Here is an 18002-nt window from a genome sequence, read left to right on the forward strand (position 1 = left end):
GTTATCAGCTAGGTTTAGGCGCGTAAGCAGAGCACCAGCCATTGGCATTCACAACTTTGCCTGGGAATAGGGCACAAGGTCGCCATTCCTCACCATCAGCCCCTTGAATCAGGGCGCAGTTAGCGCAATGTTTTTCACTATCTGGTGAAGCATGAACGTATTTTAATGCTGCTGCTTGGGCGTCATCTTCTGCTAGGTGTGGAAGATCAGCAGCAGAAGCCGATTTGATGAGTTGTTTACCCCCTAATGTTACTCCAATAAGCCCACCAATACTGAGCTGTAAAAAACGACGTCTTGTAGGGTTTGATTTCATTGCTCTTTCCTTATCCATCATTGTTATCCGTACGTTTGCTGCGAGTAGGGTTATATACAGCAAAGCATCACGCAGAGTGTTATACGTTTGTTATTCTCACTCAGTTCATAATTGTAGATTAACTCGTCGATAACAAAGGTCTCTGTGTTCATATTTTCATCTTTTTACTGACATATTTTGGTGACAAATTAGTGTTTAAATTCGGCATTATGATGTCGCGCATAGTTTCACAAATGAATCGCATCAATCGCTTGCAACATTTCCTTTACAAGCGCAAGCTGTCGCGGCTTAAAGAGCAAAGGAAACTTATAAGGTAAGAATATGAATCTATTTCTACTCGATGTGGATGGCACACTCGTTAATTCGAGCGCATTGGATCAACATTGCTTGACGCAAGCAATTGAAGACGTGTTAGGGATCAAAGTGGATCCAGACTGGAGTCAATATCAACATGTGACGGACTCTGGCGTATTGGATGAAGTCATTAAAAAGCATAGCATCACAGAAAGCCGCTTTCTGGTTCATCGAAAAGTTGAAGCGCGTTACCTTGCGTTAATGCGTGAAGAAATGGCAGAGCACCCCCATGCTCAATATGAAATATCAGGTGCGAAAGACTTTATTCATCACTTAGCTCAGCGTGATGATATTCATGTTGGGATAGCAACAGGAGGCTGGGAATCGGCAGCAAAATTGAAGTTACGTGCAGTGGGTATTGATACCTCAATGCTTACATTTGCTTCGTCGTCAGATGCAATGAGCCGTACTGAAATCATGGCGCTAGCGACATTTAGGGCTAAACAAGACAGTGGTGTCGTGTTTGATCGCCGCGTGTTTATTGGTGAAGGGGAATGGAACCGTAATGCCTCGCAAGAGCTAGGGTTTGACTTTGTCGCTGTAGGAAAAAAAGTACAACATCACACACAACTAGCAAATCTATCACATTACCAGTCGGTATTTTCACAGCTAGCAATGTGATTTGAATATCAAATAGAAAGTAGTGGGTCAGTTATTAAAATATTAATAGCCGAATTGATTAAGTAAAATGCTGTTGTGAATCACTCAAGTGATCGTTGTTCCATCTTAATTTGACGGTATTACCGTAGATTGAGTAAGTCAGCTAGATTAGTGGTAAGTCTTTTCATGTAGTTTTATCTATGCCGCGATCTACTTCATCGTTACCCAAACTACTTACAATCTCTCTGCTGCTTTCTGGCGGTTTAGCCCAAGCAGCAGATGAAAACCTCACATATTGCCACAGTTATGCTGGCGTTAACTTTCCTGATTACCGTGCTCTTTGGAATGATGCTCACCCTGAGCAAACAGCATTGAGTTATAAAGCCTTACTTAATCTTGCGACTAAGAGTCATGATAAAACTTATCTGAGTGAATTATTAAGCCAAATTGCGCGTACTTACACTGTACGTAATCAATTCAGTGATGCTGACTATTATCTGAGCCAAACGGCACTCTACTTGGATGATGCTCAAGCCAGCGCTCATGGGCACTATTGGGTAGAGCGAGCCAGGCTAAATTATACCCAACAGCACAAGGTGTTAGCCCTTTCTGCACTTGATCAAGCATGGAAGTTTACGCAAGACGCGAATGATGATCGCTTGCAAGTTGAAGTTGCAATAATGCAGAGCCACTATGATGAAGCGCAAGGGGCGCAATGGATGAAGAAAGCTCTGGCCATTATTGCGACAACGGATGATTTGCGCCTAAAAAAGGAGAGTAATACGTTACTTTAAATTAGAAACGTATATGTATCGCATTGTTCATAAATAGGTTTACACATTTATCCGAATTTTACTAATCTCATAATAGAGCAGTTATATTCGGTTAACGCCAAGGAGTAGCGGCGATGAGTAAACAAGCATGGCTTGAGTGTTGGTTTAACAGCATTTTGGCTGCAGGAAGCGGCTTACGGTTGGCTGAGTGTGCGGCAGATCCTTTTATTTTTCATCTTCCTGGTGGTCGTGAATTAACACTAAGCCACGAACAATACAGTGAATATCTTAAGTTTTGGAATCAACGTTTTAGAGATATGTCCTTTACCTTTGAGCAGGTGATAGAAGCCGATAATAAACTAGTCGTCGCTTATCAGAGTTCTGCTTTGTATTGTGGTGGTTGGTTAAAAATACCAGCAAAAAATCAAGCTGTGACTATGACAGGAATAATGATTTTTAAAATGGAAGAGGGCTTGATGACGGAATGTTGGCTTGAAGACAGTAGTTTTGATTTATACCAACAGTTAACGCGGTATTTAGAATAACGAAGATGGTCACTACTGTTACATGGCATAAAAAGTCTGAGTTGAATAGACCAACAGCCCATGAAAAGAAGCCCAAGCATGTTAATACAATGCATGGGCTTTATTCGTTTACGTTCGTATTTTACTTATCAATTAAGCAGTTTGTTGCTGTTCTACTTTTGTATCTTGCTTTAATTGTGAAAAGTACATACGGCTTTCAGAAATAACCACTTCACGTAGGAGCACCAAGCCGATGAGGTTAGGAATGGCCATTAAACCATTAACGATATCGGCAATTAACCAAATTAGATCCAGTTTAAGGAATGCACCCACGGCGATTAAAACTAAGAAAATAAACTTATAGGGTTTAATGGCTTTCACACCAAAAAGGTAGGTGATACAGCGCTCACCGTAATAGTTCCAGCCTAATATTGTGGTGAATGCAAAGAACATCAAACCGACGGAAACCAATAAAGGGCCCCAGTACGATGATCCTAACCCCGAAGCAAATGCATACGTGGTCATTGCTGCACCAGCGTATTCACTTTCCCAAGCACCTGTTACAACAAGGGTTAACCCTGTCATAGTACAAATGATAATGGTATCGAAGAAAGTACCTGTCATTGATGTTAAGCCTTGGCGTACGCAAGAGTCCGTTTGTGCTGCAGCTGCAGCCATTGGGGCGCTACCTAACCCAGATTCATTCGAGAATACACCGCGCGCAATACCGGATTGAATGGCAAGCATAATACTCGCACCAACAAACCCACCAGTAGCTGCGTGACCCGTAAATGCAGAGCTAACCACTAGCGCAACAGCACTTGGTAGTGCAGAGACTTGGCTAGCAAGTACAGTAATACAAGCAAGAATATAAAAAGCAGCCATTACTGGAACAACTTTACTCGCCACATTAGAAATGGATTTGATCCCGCCAAGCGTGACTGTCGCAACCAGTAATGTGAGCGCGACAACAGTGTATTCACGAGGTATTTCAAACGACAAGTATGCTGCGTCGACAATGGCATTAACTTGCGGAAATGTACCAATACCAAAACACGCCACACCTAATGTGAAAAAGGCAAATAGCTTCGCTAACCACTTGCTGCCTACGCCTTTTTCAAGGTAGTACATTGGCCCACCAAGCATCTGGCCATTCGCATCTTGTTCACGGTATTTGACGGCTAACAGACATTCAGCGTATTTGGTTGCCATGCCAAATAATGCAGCAAGCCACATCCAAAATAATGCGCCTGGACCACCCATTTTGATGGCTGTTGCAACACCAACAATATTACCAGTACCTATAGTGGCAGAAAGAGCAGTACAAAGTGCAGCAAAGCTAGAGACATCACCCTTGGCTGTGTTTTGTTTTTTATTACGTGAAAATACGTAGCTTAACGCTAACGGTAAATAACGTATTTGGATAAAACCTAAACGCAGGGTGAGGTATACACCTGTACCAACAAGCAAAATAAGGAGTGGGGGACCCCAAATAAGGTTATCGACGATTTGTAGTAAATTTTGCAGTGTTTCTAAAAGGGGATTCATTTATGCCTTCCTCAATACAACAAAGGAAGAGATACAGAACAACAGAAATGTTTGATGACAGAAATAAATTCTGCCTGCTGATCATATCTCCTCTGTCCTTTTGCCTGAGAGTTTCACTTGTGAAAATTCACAAGCTTGCTCCTTCGGCGTCCGATTTAACGGATCTCTCCAGAGGCTCCTCCAACAACAGTCCATACCAGCACCTTTTTCAAGGTGGTTATCTGGTGCCTGAAAGATTTACGCTAGGTGTTTGAACAGTCACAAACGGTCAACGCTTACTTCTTCGGCGGGCTCAGTATCTATTATCGAAATAACAAATAGCGTGCCACTCTCCTGCTGCCTTCAACGGAACTCAAATTTTAAGCCGCAATGGTAATCAAAAAAAACGGGGTTGTCTGCAAAAAAAGTAACCATATAGCATAAAAGTATTCGTAAGTGATATAACCAGTGTTTCATTCTTAATGAAACTTGTTTAGTAAAAATAGTCACTAATAAACGTTGTAAAAGAATAACAATGCGATATTAAATTAGGGTTATCTGTGGAAATTACTCGCTCTTAATTCTTTATGGTCAAAAAAATGACGCAGCTGTTAGAATGAATAATTATGAGTGGCATATTCAATAGAACCTATGGTTATTTAAAAGGTGCTAAAAGAGGGGGAAAGACAAACTAACTCATTGAAGCGTGGTAAAACTCGCTTTTTTTGTCTTGAATCATCAACTCTGAGACAAAGTAGAGCGACTGGAATTATTGGATAATTTAGACGTTACTTATTCATAAGTAAGAAAAATTTGTATGTGAAATCATACTAATAATAAGTTGCGATTTTTAGTATTCATCGACATGGAGTGTCAGAGGTTAACAAAGTGAGCGGTTGTTTGCTCATCGACTTTGTTAAGGTTATTTTTGCTGACACATTCAAAGGTGGATTTGTGATTTGGGTAAATTGTTGCCAACAAGATAAGCCGACTGTGGCAAAAGAAAACCTGAAGTTTTCTCACAGTGTGGTCGATGTGTCTCCTTACGAATTGCTCTCTACGATGACAGGGCATGAGCTCATATTTCTTGAAGTACTAAGCTCATCATCTGAAGGTTTTGAACTGTTACGTGCCGTTAAGAATCGTTTCCCATCGGCCAAGATAGTGGTCGTTTACCATAAACTTGATGCCGATCTTGCGCTGAATGTACTCCGAGCTGGTGGTGAGGATGTGATTGGTGCTGATGCAAACCGACAGCAGCTAGATGAATGCTTTACAAGGCTGCATACTCACAGCATTCATACTGATGCAAAAGGGAATTTAGAAAGTCGTGAAATATCGATCCGACCAGCATTAAAAATCATTGATGAAAATATCAGTGCACCACTAAGGGAAGAAGAGCTCGCCAATGCGTGCCAATATTCACCAACGTATTTCTCTCGCTTATTTCACAGCATTATGGGAGTCACACTTAAGCAATACATTATTAAGAAACGATTAGACCTTGCCTGTGGGTTATTGCGCTCAGATCGTGAAAAGATCGCGACCATAGCAAATTCGACAGGATTTAAAGATGTATCGTATTTCTCCCGTGTCTTTAAAAAGCACATTGGTTGCTCACCTGGCGAGTTTAGAATGCGAAAAACAAACTTAGATGTTTGATGTTACAAAATAGGATGCTTGTTGAAACTGGATTCTAACAATACTGCGAAAACGACCATTATTGATATCTCGGCTCGGGCAGTGTATTGCAAAAGATGAAAACAAACTTATTGTCTATGCTTGTGTTTATGTATAATCGCCCTCGCTTTGCTTATGTGACAAAAGGTTACAGTTAATAAGCAAGGCGTTTTCATCGGCGAATTTCATTGGCACTAAGATTACATGACATCTTTCCACGATATACTTGGCACAACAGCTTCTATGTCTCGCGAGGACGTAAAAAAGCGATATAAGATGCTATCTAACCGTTCTCATCCTGATAAGGGGGGATCTAAAGCTTTGATGCAGATGGTGCGTCAGGCTTATGAGCAAGTCATGAAAGGCAACGGTGCGAGCGAAGCAATACGCACTGTCATTAAGAAAGATGGTCGTGTTGACCAACTTCAGAATCAGCTTATCACTCTTGAAAAAATCCACGAAGAGTTACGTATTGCCTTCGATGAATCACAATCTAAATTACGAAAGTCGGAAGCTGAACTTAAACATCTTCGTAGTACCCAATCCCAGCAGTCTCATGATGACTACGAGCTGACTCAACTTAAGCGAGAAAATATTCGCTTAAAGCGAGATATTACAGATTTACAACATGATCTACGAGCTGCGAAATCAACGCAACCTCTACGATCCGCTTCCAGTGAGTTGTCTGAAGATATTAATCCAAACTCGCCTTTCAAAGGGGCGAGTAATGTATTTAAACAGGCTAAAACGACAGGTTTAACTCATAGACGCAAAGTATGGATTGTATTGGCACTGCCGCTGTTGGTAATTATGGCTATGCTGCTGCCTGCAGGTGAACATATTCAAACAATTATTGCATTGTTTGATTCACCGGCTGAAAAGGTTAACTCTCATCCGAAGATTTTGACTGCTCATCCAGATGATCTGGCGAAGAAAAATGCACAACAGCAAGCTGCGATGGTGATGGTGATACCAGAAAAACCCAAAGCACTTCCTCAGCTTAAGTTGGTTAAAGAGTTTGGGGCATGGCACAAAGGATACTTTGCTGAAACGCAACAGCCTTATATTGCGATTCGCAGTGAAGGGGGATCATATGTCTTACATAATTGCCAAGGTGAATTTCAATATTATATGAATCAAAATTTACGCAGTCGCCGTTTGCCTGCGAACTTGATTTATGAACGCCGTGATCGTCACTTTACTATCTATAGTATGCCTTATGGTAATGGCTCTACATTGGCGCAATGGAGCGGCAGTAAGAGTTTGTTGATCAACGATGAATACTTTCCAAATCAAGGCTTTGAAAATGCGTATCAAGATTTATTGAATACGTGTGATCTTGTCTATTAGATAGGCTTTTTCTTAATATAAATAAATGAATGAAGATAAGCCAATAAATACATGAGAGGTGCGCCATTATTCAAATAATGGCGCACTTTTTTGTTTCAACTTCCTTTCTCAATCGCTATTTAGATCTTTACAGATGCGACTGTTGGCGTGACCTCTAGCGGTTTTTTCATCACTGCGACCCGGAATACTGCGGGTACAAAGTAGAATGAAATCATCGTTGCCAGCAAGGTTCCGCCGGCAATGGTGACGGCGAAAGGTGGCCAGAACCCCCCTCCTGCGAGAATGAGTGGCATGAAGCCGCCAACTGTCGTGATCGTTGTAGAGGTTATATGGCGCGTACAGCTCATGACCGCGTTTAGAATGGCTTCTTGGTCACCTTTTACAGCATCAGGACAAGACTTTAATTCGGCGAGAATAACTATCGCAGCATTGATAGCCAGACCCACTAAGCCCAATATCCCAATGATGACAGTAAAGCCGAATGGGTAGTTAAATAGCCATACAGAGAATAAACCTAACCCTGAGGCTAAAAAGCCGACAGTGAAAATGATCTGACTCAGTCTAAATGAATTGAATGACAGCACGACAACCATGATCAATAGCGTAATAACCATGACTAAGTTGGATAAGAGGTTGCCTACTGATTCATCCCGTTTGGCAGACTCTCCGCCAAACTCAATCTTATACCCAGATGGAAGTGTTTGTTGGTATGAAGCTAAGCGCTCTCTAAAATGATCTAATGCTGTTTGCGGTAATACACCTGCACGAATATAGCCTTCGATAACGTTAACGCGTTCACCATTACGGCGCGGAATAGCCCCACGACTTGGTGTCAGAGATAAATCAGCTATTGCTGATACAGGTATACCCGCTACTTCATTTCGCGATTCAACAGGCAAGCGTAAATTACTTAAATGTGTAATGTTTTCCCGGTTTTCATCGTTCACACGTACGCGAATAGGGATTGACTCAGTAGCTTCGATGATAGAACCACTGACACTGCCTGATAATGAGGCTTGTAATAGGCTGGCGAAATCCGAAAGTGATAATCCACTTAGTTGACTTGCTTCCTCATTTACGTTTACCCACACTTTGGGTGTGCCTGGTTGTAAGGTTTCGCGGGTATGTGTGACATCTGGTGTTTGAGCCATGATCAAACGAATATCTTCCCCTATCATTTTTAAACGATCTAAATTGGCGCCGAAAACACGTACTTCTAATGGCGCATTAAATGGAGGACCTTGCTCTAATTTGCGAACGAGAATTTGCGCTTGGGGTAAGGCGTTATCGAGTTGCTGCTGCAATTGAGGGATCAATTTATTAGCAGCGGCAAAGTCAGACATTTTCACCATGGCTTGGGCGAAGTAGGGAGCACCACGTTGTCCTGCGACTAAGTTGTAATAGAAAGAGGGGAAATTGGTGCCGACGAGCCAATTTATTTGTTCAACACTCACATGCTCAGCCATGATTTTATCGACCTGCTCTGTTACCTCAGCGGTGGCATAAATGCTTGACTGAGGCGGCATGAAGAGCTGGATTTCAAACATGTCACGATCTGATGGGGGGAAGAACTGTTCAGTGAGTTGAGTCGCACCCCAAAATCCAGTCAAAGGTACTATCATCACCAATAACGCGGTAATAAAAGGGTGTCTAACACTTAACCCAATCGATTTTCTGAACGTTTCACTGAGTTGAGGTAAATGGATACCTGTATGATACCAAGCGGATGCTTCTTGGTTGTTTGCCCCCGTATTGTCAGGTAACCAGCGTGAAGCAAAGCCCGCCACGATGGTGTGAGAAATAATATAAGAACCGATCAATGAGAACGAAACGGTTACAGCAATCGCGCCAACAAATTCACCTGCCGGTCCTGGCATTAAAATGATAGGGGCAAACGCAAGTACCGTGGTCAGGGTAGAGCCTAACAGCGGAACCCATAAGTGACGAATGGCATTCATTGCCGATTGTATTTTTTGAACGCCTTGTTGACGATAATGTTGAATAGTATCAACCATGACAATGGCATTATCTACCATGATGCCAAGTGCGACGATTAAACCTGTTACCGACATTTGATTAATGGGTAAACCCGTGAATTTCATCATGGTAAGGGTTAGTAGGCTTGTTAAAGGCAAAGATAACGCGACAATGATGGCTGAGCGGAAACCCAGTGTGAGTAGTAGTACAACCAGAATAATAGAAAAGCCGAGTAATAGGCTTTCTGTCAGTTCAGACAAGCGGTTTTCAGTGTAGCTTTGTTGTTCAAAGATGAGGTTTACTTTGATGTTGCTTGGTAGCTCTTGCTGATAGCTCGTTAAAAAATCACGAACACGGTTGGTCCAATTATCGACTCTCAGATGTGGCTGCATGCGTGCGGCAACAATTACAGCGGGTTGACCATGAATATAAGCGAGTTGGGCTGGTGGTGTCGCGGCTGTGCGTTTGACTTCCGCAATATCTTCCAAGCGAATGACATGCCCGTTCTCATCCACAGCGATAGGCACGCGCTTAACGCGATCTACAGAATGTAGCGCATCAGCCACCTCAAGGGAAAAACGATTGTGCTTGTTGACCAACTCTCCTGCTGAATTTTTAGCATCAGCCCCAGCTATCGCGTTTGAAATTGAAATAGATGAACGGCCTAATGCACTTGCGACAGCAGGATCCATGCTGACAAGAATTTCTTCATCTGGCATTCCATATTCGTCAACAAACTCTGTACCACTAAGGTTACGAAGGCGATTGCCTAACTCGGTAGCATAACGTCGCATCGTCAACAAATCTGGGTCTGATGGCCCTTGCCAAGTGAGTGCCGTTATCGCGGTGAAAGCGTAAGCGTGATCGCTGTCTAGATCCGGTCTGGAGGAGCCGTTAGGCAGTAAAGGTTCCGCATCCGAGAGTTTATCGCGCGCACGTGACCATACTGGTTCACTATTTGTGATCTCGTCTTTTAATTCGATATTAATTACTGATATCCCAGGGCGAGAGACAGAGGTGAGATCTTTTATTTCATCAAGTTGGCGTAAGGCGGTTTCTAGTTTTTCTGTGACTAAGGCTTCAACCCGTTCTGCTGTGGCGCCAGGGTAATGAGTAACAATACTGGCATGTCGATTCTTGATGATTGGATCTTCTGCACGGGGCAAGGTATTAAGTGCAGATAGGCCACTGACAACCAATAAAGCAACGGCTAAGACTAATAATCGTGTATTACTGATAATCCTAAACATGCTTTATGCTCCCTTATTATTGAGAGGGAGGGGAAGCTTTTTTACGATAGACACCTTTTGCCCTGGTACTAATCGGTGGAGTCCGTTAGCAACTATTTTCTCATCTGCTGCAATTGCCCCATTAATAAATGCTTGCTCGTTATTGGCAAACAAGACTTGCACACTCCGACGTTCAATGGTGTATGCATTGTTATCTCGACGTAGAGCAAACACATTCCACACCCCGCGTACGCCATCCGTGAGTGCAGAAAGAGGCACCCAATATCCTGCATCATTGTGGTTATCTTGAAACGCGAGATAAGCCAGTTCACCATCTATAACTTGTGCGCTTTGTGGTAGAGCGAACCGCAATTGTACTGTCCGTGAATTAATATCAACACGCGCCCCTGGGTTGAGAAGAGTGACGGGGTAACTTTCCTGTCCTACGCGAACAGTCCAATTCGATGTTTGTTGTTTCAGCTTGGCAAGTTGTTTCGCTGGTAAACCAATATGCGCTTCTTGCTGCGTGCTAGCGAGTAATGTCAGTGTGGGAGAGCCCATAGTGACAACATCACCTTTGGAGATGTGACGAGTGCTGACAGTGCCAGTATAAGGCGCATAGATGGTCGATTTCTGTTGTTGTAATTGATTGGCTGCAAGTGATGCGCTCAATTGACGGTAGTTGGCTCGTAAGACATTTCGTTGGCTGTTTAAGCTATCTATTTCAGATTCGGCACTGAAGCCTTTTTGTTTTAATGATCGTTGGCGTTTTAAGTTAGCTTCTACAAGATCTAACTGGGCTGTTATCTGCGCCTGTTGCGCTTTCAGTTGATCCGCTTCCGTATTCAGTAGTTGAGTATCAAGGATCACCATGGGATCACCGATCTTTACATGATCACCAACATCAACCAGTAACTGAGCAATCTTCCCGCTTAGTTCAAACCCTAACTTTGCTTGCTGGCCTGCCTGAATGGTGCCGACATATTCACGTTGTACTTGATAATTTTCTTGAGCGATCAGCGTGATGCTGTTCACATTGATGTTTTGTTCAGCTTGCTTAGTTTCTTCTGTATCGGCTGATGAGTTGTTGCACCCAGAAAGTAAACTAGAACCAATAATTATACTGATAGCAAGCCGTAAGTGGGGAAGTGAAAAACGGTTCGAAAAGTGTGACATATCGGATCCTGTATCTGTCAACAACATCAAAAGAGAGTATAGTTAAAAAATATACGAATAGAACTGGACTGTCTAGTTTGATTGTAACTAAAATGATAATTAAATGTTTTGGTGTGAGGCGTTGCAGTGACAACACGAAGTGAACAAAAGAAACAGCAAATTTTAAAAGCGGCAGGTGCTTTGTTTTGTGAACAAGGTTATGGCGTGAGTATGGACGCGATTGCAATAAAGGCAGAGGTATCGAAGCAAACTGTTTATGCGCATTTCAAAACCAAAGATGATCTTTTTGATACCTGTATCAGGGCTAAATGTATAGATAATCAACTAGATGGCTCTTTGCTTGAGGATTCTCGAACCATTGATATTGTATTGAAAGAGTTCGTCGTTCGTTTTCAGTCCATGCTGTTGAGTGAAGAAGCCTGTCAAACGTACAGAGCCGCGGTCAGCCAGAGTGATACCCACCCTCAATTAGCCAAAGTGTATTTACAAGCAGGGCCACAAGCAACGACGGAAATGTTAGCCGAATACTTACAAGCCCAGCATGATAAACAAGTTATTAAGCTGTCTTTACCCGCAAATGATGCGGCGATGCAGCTCTTATTAATGGCGCATGGGAAGGTGCTTTATTGGGCGTATTTAGGGCAAAGAATTGAAGATTCAGAACAACAAAATAAGATTTATCTTGAGGCCAGTGTAGATATGTTTTTGAAAGGGCATAGCCAGTAAAACAGAAGCGAACGCATAAAAATATCAAACATCAAATGTAATTAATTTGTTATTTATCAGTGTAAAAGACTGCTATGTTTAATGGGTGTATTTAACCATAGCACTGACGAGTTGCGGGAACATGCTCGTTAACTCAATCCAATTTTTCGGAAAATAAAACGTTCGCTTACATTGAGAGGTCTTTATGCTGGCTGTGTTGTATCGGAACCGTTCGATGAAAGTTATTTGTGCGCTGTTATGCTACATGGTGCTAAGTATATCACCGGCATTGGCCGCAAAAAGCCGTCTGCAAGAGATCATCGATCGCGGTGTGTTACGTGTAGGAACAACAGGCGATTGGCATCCGATGACAATGCGCGATCCCGCAACTAATTTTTATAAAGGCTTTGATATTGATATCACTACCGAATTAGCAAAGGATCTTGGCGTTACGGTTGAATATGTTTCTGCTGATTGGCGCACGCTTGTCAGCGGTGTAGTGACAGATAAATACGATATAACGGGCAGTGCATCACTGAATATGCAGCGTGCAAAAGTTGCAGGTTACAGCAAACCTTATTTCTATCTTGCTTTTGTACCTGTTGTGCATGCTGATAACGTGAGCCAGTATCGACGCTGGCAAGATTTTAATTCTAGCTATGTCAGAGTTACTGCGACGGTTGGCACAGTGCAAGCGATGATCATGAAAGAACTTTTTCCTGCCGCAGAGCATAAAACCGTGCCAGCAGGTAGTACTCCGTATGATGAATTATTATCAAAACAAGCAACCATGACCTTAACCTCGAATATAGAAGCGGCATCGCTGACTAGCCGTTATCCGAAACTCAAGGTTGCTAAAGTGTCAGGGATGCAAAGGCCCACCCCAATCGCCATGCTAGTACCAAACGATGAACAAGTATGGATCAACTATGTGGATCATTGGATAACATTGAAGCAAACACAGGGTTTTTTTGATCGCATCGCGAAAAAATGGGGTATTGCCCATCTGGATAACCGCTAGTAAACGTGGATATTCTTCGATATCGTGGTGGTTAATCACAGGTATCTAGAATAGGGAATTACAGATGGATCTTTCAAAATATCAGGCGTTAATCTTCGATATGGATGGCACCTTGATAGACTCAATGCCTGCGCACGTTGGATCATGGGAAAAAACCTGCGAAGACTTTGATATTCCTTTTGATGCTGATTGGCTTCATAGCCTTGGTGGAATGCCTACAATAAAAACCGCGCAAGCCATTATCGATAAGTTTGGCCTGGATCAACAGCCTCAGCTACTGGCTGAAACTAAATTCCAGCATTATGAGGCCCTTAGTCATAAAGGCGATATTATCCCCGTGACGGTTGATCTTTTAAAGATGCACCGTAAAGAGAAGAAAGTAGCCGTGGGTACGGGCTGTATGCGTCGTCATGCAAATGAACTATTAAATGTAACAGGGTTAATGCCTTTACTTGATGCGGTTGTAACGGCTAGCGATGTGACTAACCATAAACCACACCCAGAGACCTTTCTTGAAGCGGCAAAGCGTGTTGGCGTAGAGCCAAAAAATTGTGTTGTATTTGAAGATACTTTACTGGGACAAACAGCTGCACTGGCGGCTGGTATGGATTGTATTTTGATAACAAATGGCCAAATATCATCTTTTACTACGGCCTAACAATAGGGTAATGGGTGAAAATCACGCGATATCTAACCTAAGTTTCATCAACGGTTCGACATTTTTCTATTTATGATTAGAATCGAACCGTTAAGAATTCCAGATGAAATGTTATGACCCGATCTACCAAACCAGAAAGTGCCACAGAATCCTCTTCCCTGCATGAAACAAAAGTAGGCTCCTCTCGTTCGTCTCGTAAGCGGGGCAAACAAGAAGAATTTGGCATGTCAGAGACGCGTTTCTGGATTCGTCGTTTGAGTAAAACAGGGCTACGTGCGCTCCATATAACGGGTATTGCGATGGCCAGTGCGGGTATTTTGTATCAGGTTGAGAGTTACCAGTGGCAAATGTGGTGGATATTAGCCATGGCGACTGGTGTACTTATGATGATATCTGAAATATTAAGTTCTAAATTATGGTTAATTCAGCTTAAAGGTGTGCTCACTTTTGTTAAGTTAGGCTTACTTGCATCGTTTATTATTCTCCCTGAAAACAAGCCTGTATTATTCGCAACCATATTGATTCTGTCTGTCTTTATTGCACATGGCCCTGCGGGACTTCGCCATTACTCAATTTGGCATCGCCGTCGCATCGATGAGAAAAAACATGTAAAAGGCTAGTAAATAGGCTTTATTTGCGACTCTCTACTGCAATTATTTGTTGTGCTTGTTTAGAACTACTACACTGAAAAAGAACACAATTCTTCACCGTCGAAAAGGAGAGTGTCTGTGATTCGTGTATTTAGTGTGATTTTCTTTACTGTGGCAGTAACCGCTTGTAGCCAAACTGTTGATCAACAAGCTGATGATTATGTTGAAGCAAGCTACGCCTTATGTGGTGCGAAGGTAAAGGCTTTTTCTAAAAGTGATGATGGAAAAATACGAGTTATTTGTCAAAATGACAGTTATTTTGTGGTGAAGAATCAAAGTACGTTAGCGTATATGCAAGAGCTAAATGGAGCATACTGCCACGGTAAAGGGTTCACTGTATTCAGCGAACGCAAGAATTACTACACCTTCACCTGCGCGGATGACAAGAATTTTAATATCCCTAAGTAACGTTTAGCTTTCTTAAGTTGCGAAGACACAAGACCGAAACGGCGTTTCGGTTTTTTTGTGTCTGAATAAAACACATAAAAAAGGCGATTTTTCTTGCCAGCTACGTTGTAACGTAATACTGTGGTTATAACCAGTACGCAAATGATGTTTATTGGTTCACAGGAGGCGCTTATGATTCAAGTAAACTTTGAACTAGCAACGCAAGCCTATGAGAAAGTGCTGAAATATCCTTATGGTGGTGACATTGAACAACATGAATATACTGCGTTAAGGGTGTTTCGCTGGGATCTTGCGCATGCAGGTATGCCAATTAACCAAGCAATTGATTTACGATTGAAAATCGCTGGTTATCGTCCTATTACAACTAAACCCTCTCAAGCCCACCGTCCATTACCTAGCTGTATTGTTGATAAAATGAGTCGTAGCTGGAAAAATGAGCACGGCTACCGTTAAGATTGAAGCTATACAGTACTTACCCAATATTAAAAAGGGCTTGGCAAAACTGCCAAGCCCTTTTTTACGAACCATAGTATAAGGGATTTATTAGATACCTAATTCATCCAGTAAGTCTTGTTCTGATTGCGATACAGATGCTGCTGATTTCGGTTCGTTTGATGCCGTTTTCTTATTTTGCTCTTCTTCAATCAGGCTATCGGGATCGACGTCAGCATGTTGCTCAAATTCTTCAATTTGAATGAACTCAGTTTTATCCATTGCCAGTTCTAAATAGAAGATGTTGTTTTTCTGCGTCGTGAAGCTAACACGGCGAGCTTGTGGACGGTCTAGGTTAGTATCTACTGATAGCAATATTTGTTTGTTCAGCGCCAACATTTTTGGTTGGTTCTGCATAATCGAAATTTGTAGCTCACGGCGAATCTTGCTAGTGAAATCACCGATAACTTGGTTCATTAACTCACCCAGCACATTTGATACATCATCAGATGTATGCAAGATCGCTAACTCATCAGCAGGAATTCCCATTTTCAACATGTACTCTTGGTACAATTCCAATGCTGCATGTTGCGAGAAGTTAGCAACAACTAACCCTGTAAAACCACCATCAAATAAAACAAAACAGCCAATATCTGGCTTTAAGCTTGTTTTATTAATCTTTTGAACCATTGCCGAATAGTTAATACTCGTTTCAGTTGCGGTAGATAATACACCGGAAAAGGACTGACAAAGTTTTAATAAAATGTCGTCAGTCGTGATGGTTTTAGTTTTTTTCATTCTATTTCTCAAACTGTTTAATTATGAATATTACAGTGAAGGTTTATGCAAATCGTTTTTCAAGGTAAGCGATGATATCGTTGGATTCATACATCCACTCGATGTCACTGTTTTCTTTTTCAATGCGTAGGCAAGGTACTTTTCTTGCTCCACCTTGCTCTATAAGTTCCTGTTCCCATGGTGAAACTTTTGCATCACGTGTTTCTAAAGGCAGGTTCAGGCGTTTTGCAGATCGACGGACCTTCACACAAAAAGGGCAGGCTTCAAATTGGTAAAGTGCTAATTTCTTAACCTCATTATTCACCTCTTGTTGTTTATCGGCTTCGCGAGCCAAACCTTTAGGTGAAAATACAGCATTTAAAATTAAGATAAGACGACCTAGGATCCAGCGAACCACTTTCATGTTTATTTACCTGTTTGTTATGTTTTTGTGATTCTGGAGTTTATCACAATCATATTTGAAGGTAATGAGTTCAGATGAAAACAACATCAGTTTATAGTTGATAAGCCATTTAATATATTGTATGCGGATGTTTTTTTAGCCTAAATAACTAGGCAATTGGAGCGGAGGGACTCGATAAATTCGAGGTATTGCTGTTAATGTTGAGTTAAATGTGACGTAAATATTCAGACTATAAAGGTATATTTAGTTATCTACCTGCAATAATCGTCATAAAAACAATAATTTCATTAGCCAAAAAAATGCCACCTTCTGCCTAAAAAGACGATCAGTGTCACTTATTTAATAAAATTAGTAACATGAAAATACCTTATATAAAATCGTTTGATTATGATACCTGTTCTAAAACGTCCTTTGTAAGGCTGGCTAGAGCTGTGTTACATAACTATAACATTTTAATTTGCGACGACTCACCGTTAGTGCACCGAACAATGACACGTTATCTAAGTGCTATTGATAACGTGGTTTTGCATTACGCATTGAATGGAAAAGAGGGGCTTGAGTGCTTACGTCATCATAATATTGATCTCTTGTTTCTTGACCTAACTATGCCTGTTATGGATGGTTATACATTACTTGAATCGTTACCAGTGAATGAATATGGCACAGAGGTCGTTGTATTGTCGGCTGATGTTCAAAAGCAGGCGAAAGCTCGGTGCAAAGCATTAGGCGTTGAGCGTTTTATGAGTAAACCTTTTGAATCATGTGAGCTTTTTGAGAATTTAAACCGTTTAGGCATAACATTGCCACTACAACAATCGCCACTGCAACAAAAGGTGACTTCTCCCCGCGAGGAAAGTAGTTATATTGAAGTGTTTAGAGAGGTTGCTAATGTCGCATTAGGGCGAGGTGCCGCTATTATTTCTGATCATTTAGGGGAATTTATTACTATGCCGTTACCTGTTGTTGCCACAACAGAGGCGAGCAGTTTAGCTATGACGCTTAATGAACTCCGAGATAATGAAAACGCAATTGCTATTTCACAGCGTTTTGTTGGTGGGGGAATTTATGGTGAAGCGCTTGTCCGTTTGCATGGTAAAGATATTGCGGTGTTTGGTGAGCGATTGGGTTTTAGCCAAGTTGATGAACACACCAATGAAGTTGTGATTGATATTGCGAATTTAATGGTGTCTTCATTTCTCGGTGCATTGACCGAACATATGAATATTCCCTTCTCTGTACGTCAACCCATCGTCTTAGAGGAATATATGCACTGGAACGACAATACAAAAAGTGCAGCTACGGTGTATTCCACGATTGAATATGGTTACCGAGCCGAATCGTTAGATCTTGATTGTGATGTATTGTTCTTGATGGACAGTAGTTCAACGCCGGTCATAAAAAAAATAATGGAAACTCTACATTGA

The 18002-nt window shown here is 41.8% G+C and carries 18 protein-coding genes and 1 riboswitch; of the genes, 12 read left to right on the top strand and 6 right to left on the bottom strand.

Going from position 1 to position 18002, the window contains the following annotated elements:
* Positions 1 to 4: 4 nt before the first annotated feature.
* Positions 5 to 313: a high-potential iron-sulfur protein gene (locus OCU87_RS07270; protein ID WP_062691110.1), complete on the bottom strand. Its 309-nt coding sequence runs from the start codon at positions 311 to 313 to the stop codon at positions 5 to 7.
* A 321-nt stretch (positions 314 to 634) separates the two neighbouring features.
* Between OCU87_RS07270 and OCU87_RS07275 the strand changes: the two genes are divergently transcribed.
* The 3 genes from OCU87_RS07275 (at position 635) to OCU87_RS07285 (ending at position 2585) form a co-directional block, all read left to right on the top strand.
* On the top strand, positions 635 to 1288 hold the full coding sequence (locus OCU87_RS07275; protein WP_062691109.1) for an HAD family hydrolase: 654 nt from the start codon (positions 635 to 637) through the stop codon (positions 1286 to 1288).
* A gap of 179 nt (positions 1289 to 1467) precedes the next feature.
* Positions 1468 to 2061, top strand: a complete 594-nt coding sequence (locus tag OCU87_RS07280) for a hypothetical protein (protein WP_261858120.1) — start codon at positions 1468 to 1470, stop codon at positions 2059 to 2061.
* 113 nt (positions 2062 to 2174) lie between these two features.
* Positions 2175 to 2585 carry a nuclear transport factor 2 family protein gene (locus OCU87_RS07285; RefSeq protein ID WP_062691107.1) on the top strand — a complete coding sequence of 137 codons (411 nt, stop codon included), beginning with the start codon at positions 2175 to 2177 and terminating at the stop codon, positions 2583 to 2585.
* 132 nt (positions 2586 to 2717) lie between these two features.
* Here OCU87_RS07285 and OCU87_RS07290 read toward each other — a convergent pair whose 3' ends face one another.
* The gene (locus OCU87_RS07290; protein ID WP_261858121.1) at positions 2718 to 4112 is read right to left on the bottom strand and encodes an alanine/glycine:cation symporter family protein; all 1395 of its coding nucleotides are present in this window, start codon (positions 4110 to 4112) and stop codon (positions 2718 to 2720) included.
* 82 nt (positions 4113 to 4194) lie between these two features.
* Positions 4195 to 4294: riboswitch (glycine riboswitch) on the bottom strand.
* A gap of 751 nt (positions 4295 to 5045) precedes the next feature.
* Here OCU87_RS07290 and OCU87_RS07295 point away from each other — a divergent pair.
* Positions 5046 to 5753, top strand: a complete 708-nt coding sequence (locus OCU87_RS07295) for a helix-turn-helix domain-containing protein (RefSeq protein ID WP_062691141.1) — start codon at positions 5046 to 5048, stop codon at positions 5751 to 5753.
* A gap of 294 nt (positions 5754 to 6047) precedes the next feature.
* Positions 6048 to 7121: a hypothetical protein gene (locus OCU87_RS07300; RefSeq protein WP_261858122.1), complete on the top strand. Its 1074-nt coding sequence runs from the start codon at positions 6048 to 6050 to the stop codon at positions 7119 to 7121.
* Between the two features lie 119 nt (positions 7122 to 7240).
* On the opposite strand, the gene OCU87_RS07305 is transcribed toward OCU87_RS07300, so the two are convergent.
* Positions 7241 to 10348, bottom strand: a complete 3108-nt coding sequence (locus OCU87_RS07305; protein WP_261858123.1) for an efflux RND transporter permease subunit — start codon at positions 10346 to 10348, stop codon at positions 7241 to 7243.
* 3 nt (positions 10349 to 10351) lie between these two features.
* Positions 10352 to 11503: an efflux RND transporter periplasmic adaptor subunit gene (locus OCU87_RS07310; protein WP_261858124.1), complete on the bottom strand. Its 1152-nt coding sequence runs from the start codon at positions 11501 to 11503 to the stop codon at positions 10352 to 10354.
* Between the two features lie 126 nt (positions 11504 to 11629).
* Between OCU87_RS07310 and OCU87_RS07315 the strand changes: the two genes are divergently transcribed.
* From OCU87_RS07315 to OCU87_RS07340, 6 genes are all read left to right on the top strand, one after another.
* Positions 11630 to 12229 carry a TetR/AcrR family transcriptional regulator gene (locus OCU87_RS07315; RefSeq protein ID WP_062691103.1) on the top strand — a complete coding sequence of 200 codons (600 nt, stop codon included), beginning with the start codon at positions 11630 to 11632 and terminating at the stop codon, positions 12227 to 12229.
* A gap of 214 nt (positions 12230 to 12443) precedes the next feature.
* Positions 12444 to 13229 carry a transporter substrate-binding domain-containing protein gene (locus OCU87_RS07320; RefSeq protein ID WP_062691140.1) on the top strand — a complete coding sequence of 262 codons (786 nt, stop codon included), beginning with the start codon at positions 12444 to 12446 and terminating at the stop codon, positions 13227 to 13229.
* Positions 13230 to 13293: 64 nt separating this feature from the next.
* Positions 13294 to 13887, top strand: a complete 594-nt coding sequence (locus OCU87_RS07325; RefSeq protein ID WP_062691102.1) for an HAD family hydrolase — start codon at positions 13294 to 13296, stop codon at positions 13885 to 13887.
* Between the two features lie 113 nt (positions 13888 to 14000).
* Positions 14001 to 14507 carry a hypothetical protein gene (locus OCU87_RS07330; protein WP_261858125.1) on the top strand — a complete coding sequence of 169 codons (507 nt, stop codon included), beginning with the start codon at positions 14001 to 14003 and terminating at the stop codon, positions 14505 to 14507.
* 108 nt (positions 14508 to 14615) lie between these two features.
* A complete protein-coding gene (locus OCU87_RS07335; RefSeq protein ID WP_062691101.1) occupies positions 14616 to 14945 on the top strand; it encodes a hypothetical protein in 330 nt (109 codons plus the stop codon).
* A gap of 171 nt (positions 14946 to 15116) precedes the next feature.
* Positions 15117 to 15398 carry a hypothetical protein gene (locus OCU87_RS07340; protein ID WP_062691100.1) on the top strand — a complete coding sequence of 94 codons (282 nt, stop codon included), beginning with the start codon at positions 15117 to 15119 and terminating at the stop codon, positions 15396 to 15398.
* Between the two features lie 90 nt (positions 15399 to 15488).
* On the opposite strand, the gene OCU87_RS07345 is transcribed toward OCU87_RS07340, so the two are convergent.
* Together OCU87_RS07345 and OCU87_RS07350 are read right to left on the bottom strand one after the other, a co-directional pair.
* Positions 15489 to 16175 (bottom strand): DUF3334 family protein, encoded by a 687-nt coding sequence (locus tag OCU87_RS07345; protein ID WP_062691099.1) that lies wholly within the window; start codon positions 16173 to 16175, stop codon positions 15489 to 15491.
* Between the two features lie 43 nt (positions 16176 to 16218).
* Positions 16219 to 16578, bottom strand: a complete 360-nt coding sequence (locus OCU87_RS07350) for a glutathione S-transferase N-terminal domain-containing protein (RefSeq protein ID WP_062691098.1) — start codon at positions 16576 to 16578, stop codon at positions 16219 to 16221.
* Positions 16579 to 17066: 488 nt separating this feature from the next.
* On the opposite strand from OCU87_RS07350, the gene OCU87_RS07355 reads away from it, so the two are divergent.
* Positions 17067 to 18002 carry a response regulator gene (locus tag OCU87_RS07355; protein ID WP_261858126.1) on the top strand — a complete coding sequence of 312 codons (936 nt, stop codon included), beginning with the start codon at positions 17067 to 17069 and terminating at the stop codon, positions 18000 to 18002.

This window comes from Photobacterium sanguinicancri (assembly GCF_024346675.1).
GTDB classification, from domain to species: Bacteria; Pseudomonadota; Gammaproteobacteria; order Enterobacterales; family Vibrionaceae; genus Photobacterium; species Photobacterium sanguinicancri.

What these genes read in the sequence shown, in the direction of transcription:
- OCU87_RS07270 (WP_062691110.1), bottom strand. Translation starts at nt 313, where the DNA reads ATGAAATCAAACCCTACAAGACGTCGTTTTTTACAGCTCAGTATTGGT.
- OCU87_RS07275 (WP_062691109.1), top strand. Translation starts at nt 635, where the DNA reads ATGAATCTATTTCTACTCGATGTGGATGGCACACTCGTTAATTCGAGC.
- OCU87_RS07280 (WP_261858120.1), top strand. Translation starts at nt 1,468, where the DNA reads ATGCCGCGATCTACTTCATCGTTACCCAAACTACTTACAATCTCTCTG.
- OCU87_RS07285 (WP_062691107.1), top strand. Translation starts at nt 2,175, where the DNA reads ATGAGTAAACAAGCATGGCTTGAGTGTTGGTTTAACAGCATTTTGGCT.
- OCU87_RS07290 (WP_261858121.1), bottom strand. Translation starts at nt 4,112, where the DNA reads ATGAATCCCCTTTTAGAAACACTGCAAAATTTACTACAAATCGTCGAT.
- OCU87_RS07300 (WP_261858122.1), top strand. Translation starts at nt 6,048, where the DNA reads ATGCTATCTAACCGTTCTCATCCTGATAAGGGGGGATCTAAAGCTTTG.
- OCU87_RS07305 (WP_261858123.1), bottom strand. Translation starts at nt 10,348, where the DNA reads ATGTTTAGGATTATCAGTAATACACGATTATTAGTCTTAGCCGTTGCT.
- OCU87_RS07310 (WP_261858124.1), bottom strand. Translation starts at nt 11,503, where the DNA reads ATGTCACACTTTTCGAACCGTTTTTCACTTCCCCACTTACGGCTTGCT.
- OCU87_RS07320 (WP_062691140.1), top strand. Translation starts at nt 12,444, where the DNA reads ATGAAAGTTATTTGTGCGCTGTTATGCTACATGGTGCTAAGTATATCA.
- OCU87_RS07325 (WP_062691102.1), top strand. Translation starts at nt 13,294, where the DNA reads ATGGATCTTTCAAAATATCAGGCGTTAATCTTCGATATGGATGGCACC.
- OCU87_RS07330 (WP_261858125.1), top strand. Translation starts at nt 14,001, where the DNA reads ATGACCCGATCTACCAAACCAGAAAGTGCCACAGAATCCTCTTCCCTG.
- OCU87_RS07340 (WP_062691100.1), top strand. Translation starts at nt 15,117, where the DNA reads ATGATTCAAGTAAACTTTGAACTAGCAACGCAAGCCTATGAGAAAGTG.
- OCU87_RS07345 (WP_062691099.1), bottom strand. Translation starts at nt 16,175, where the DNA reads ATGAAAAAAACTAAAACCATCACGACTGACGACATTTTATTAAAACTT.
- OCU87_RS07350 (WP_062691098.1), bottom strand. Translation starts at nt 16,578, where the DNA reads ATGAAAGTGGTTCGCTGGATCCTAGGTCGTCTTATCTTAATTTTAAAT.
- OCU87_RS07355 (WP_261858126.1), top strand. Translation starts at nt 17,067, where the DNA reads ATGACACGTTATCTAAGTGCTATTGATAACGTGGTTTTGCATTACGCA.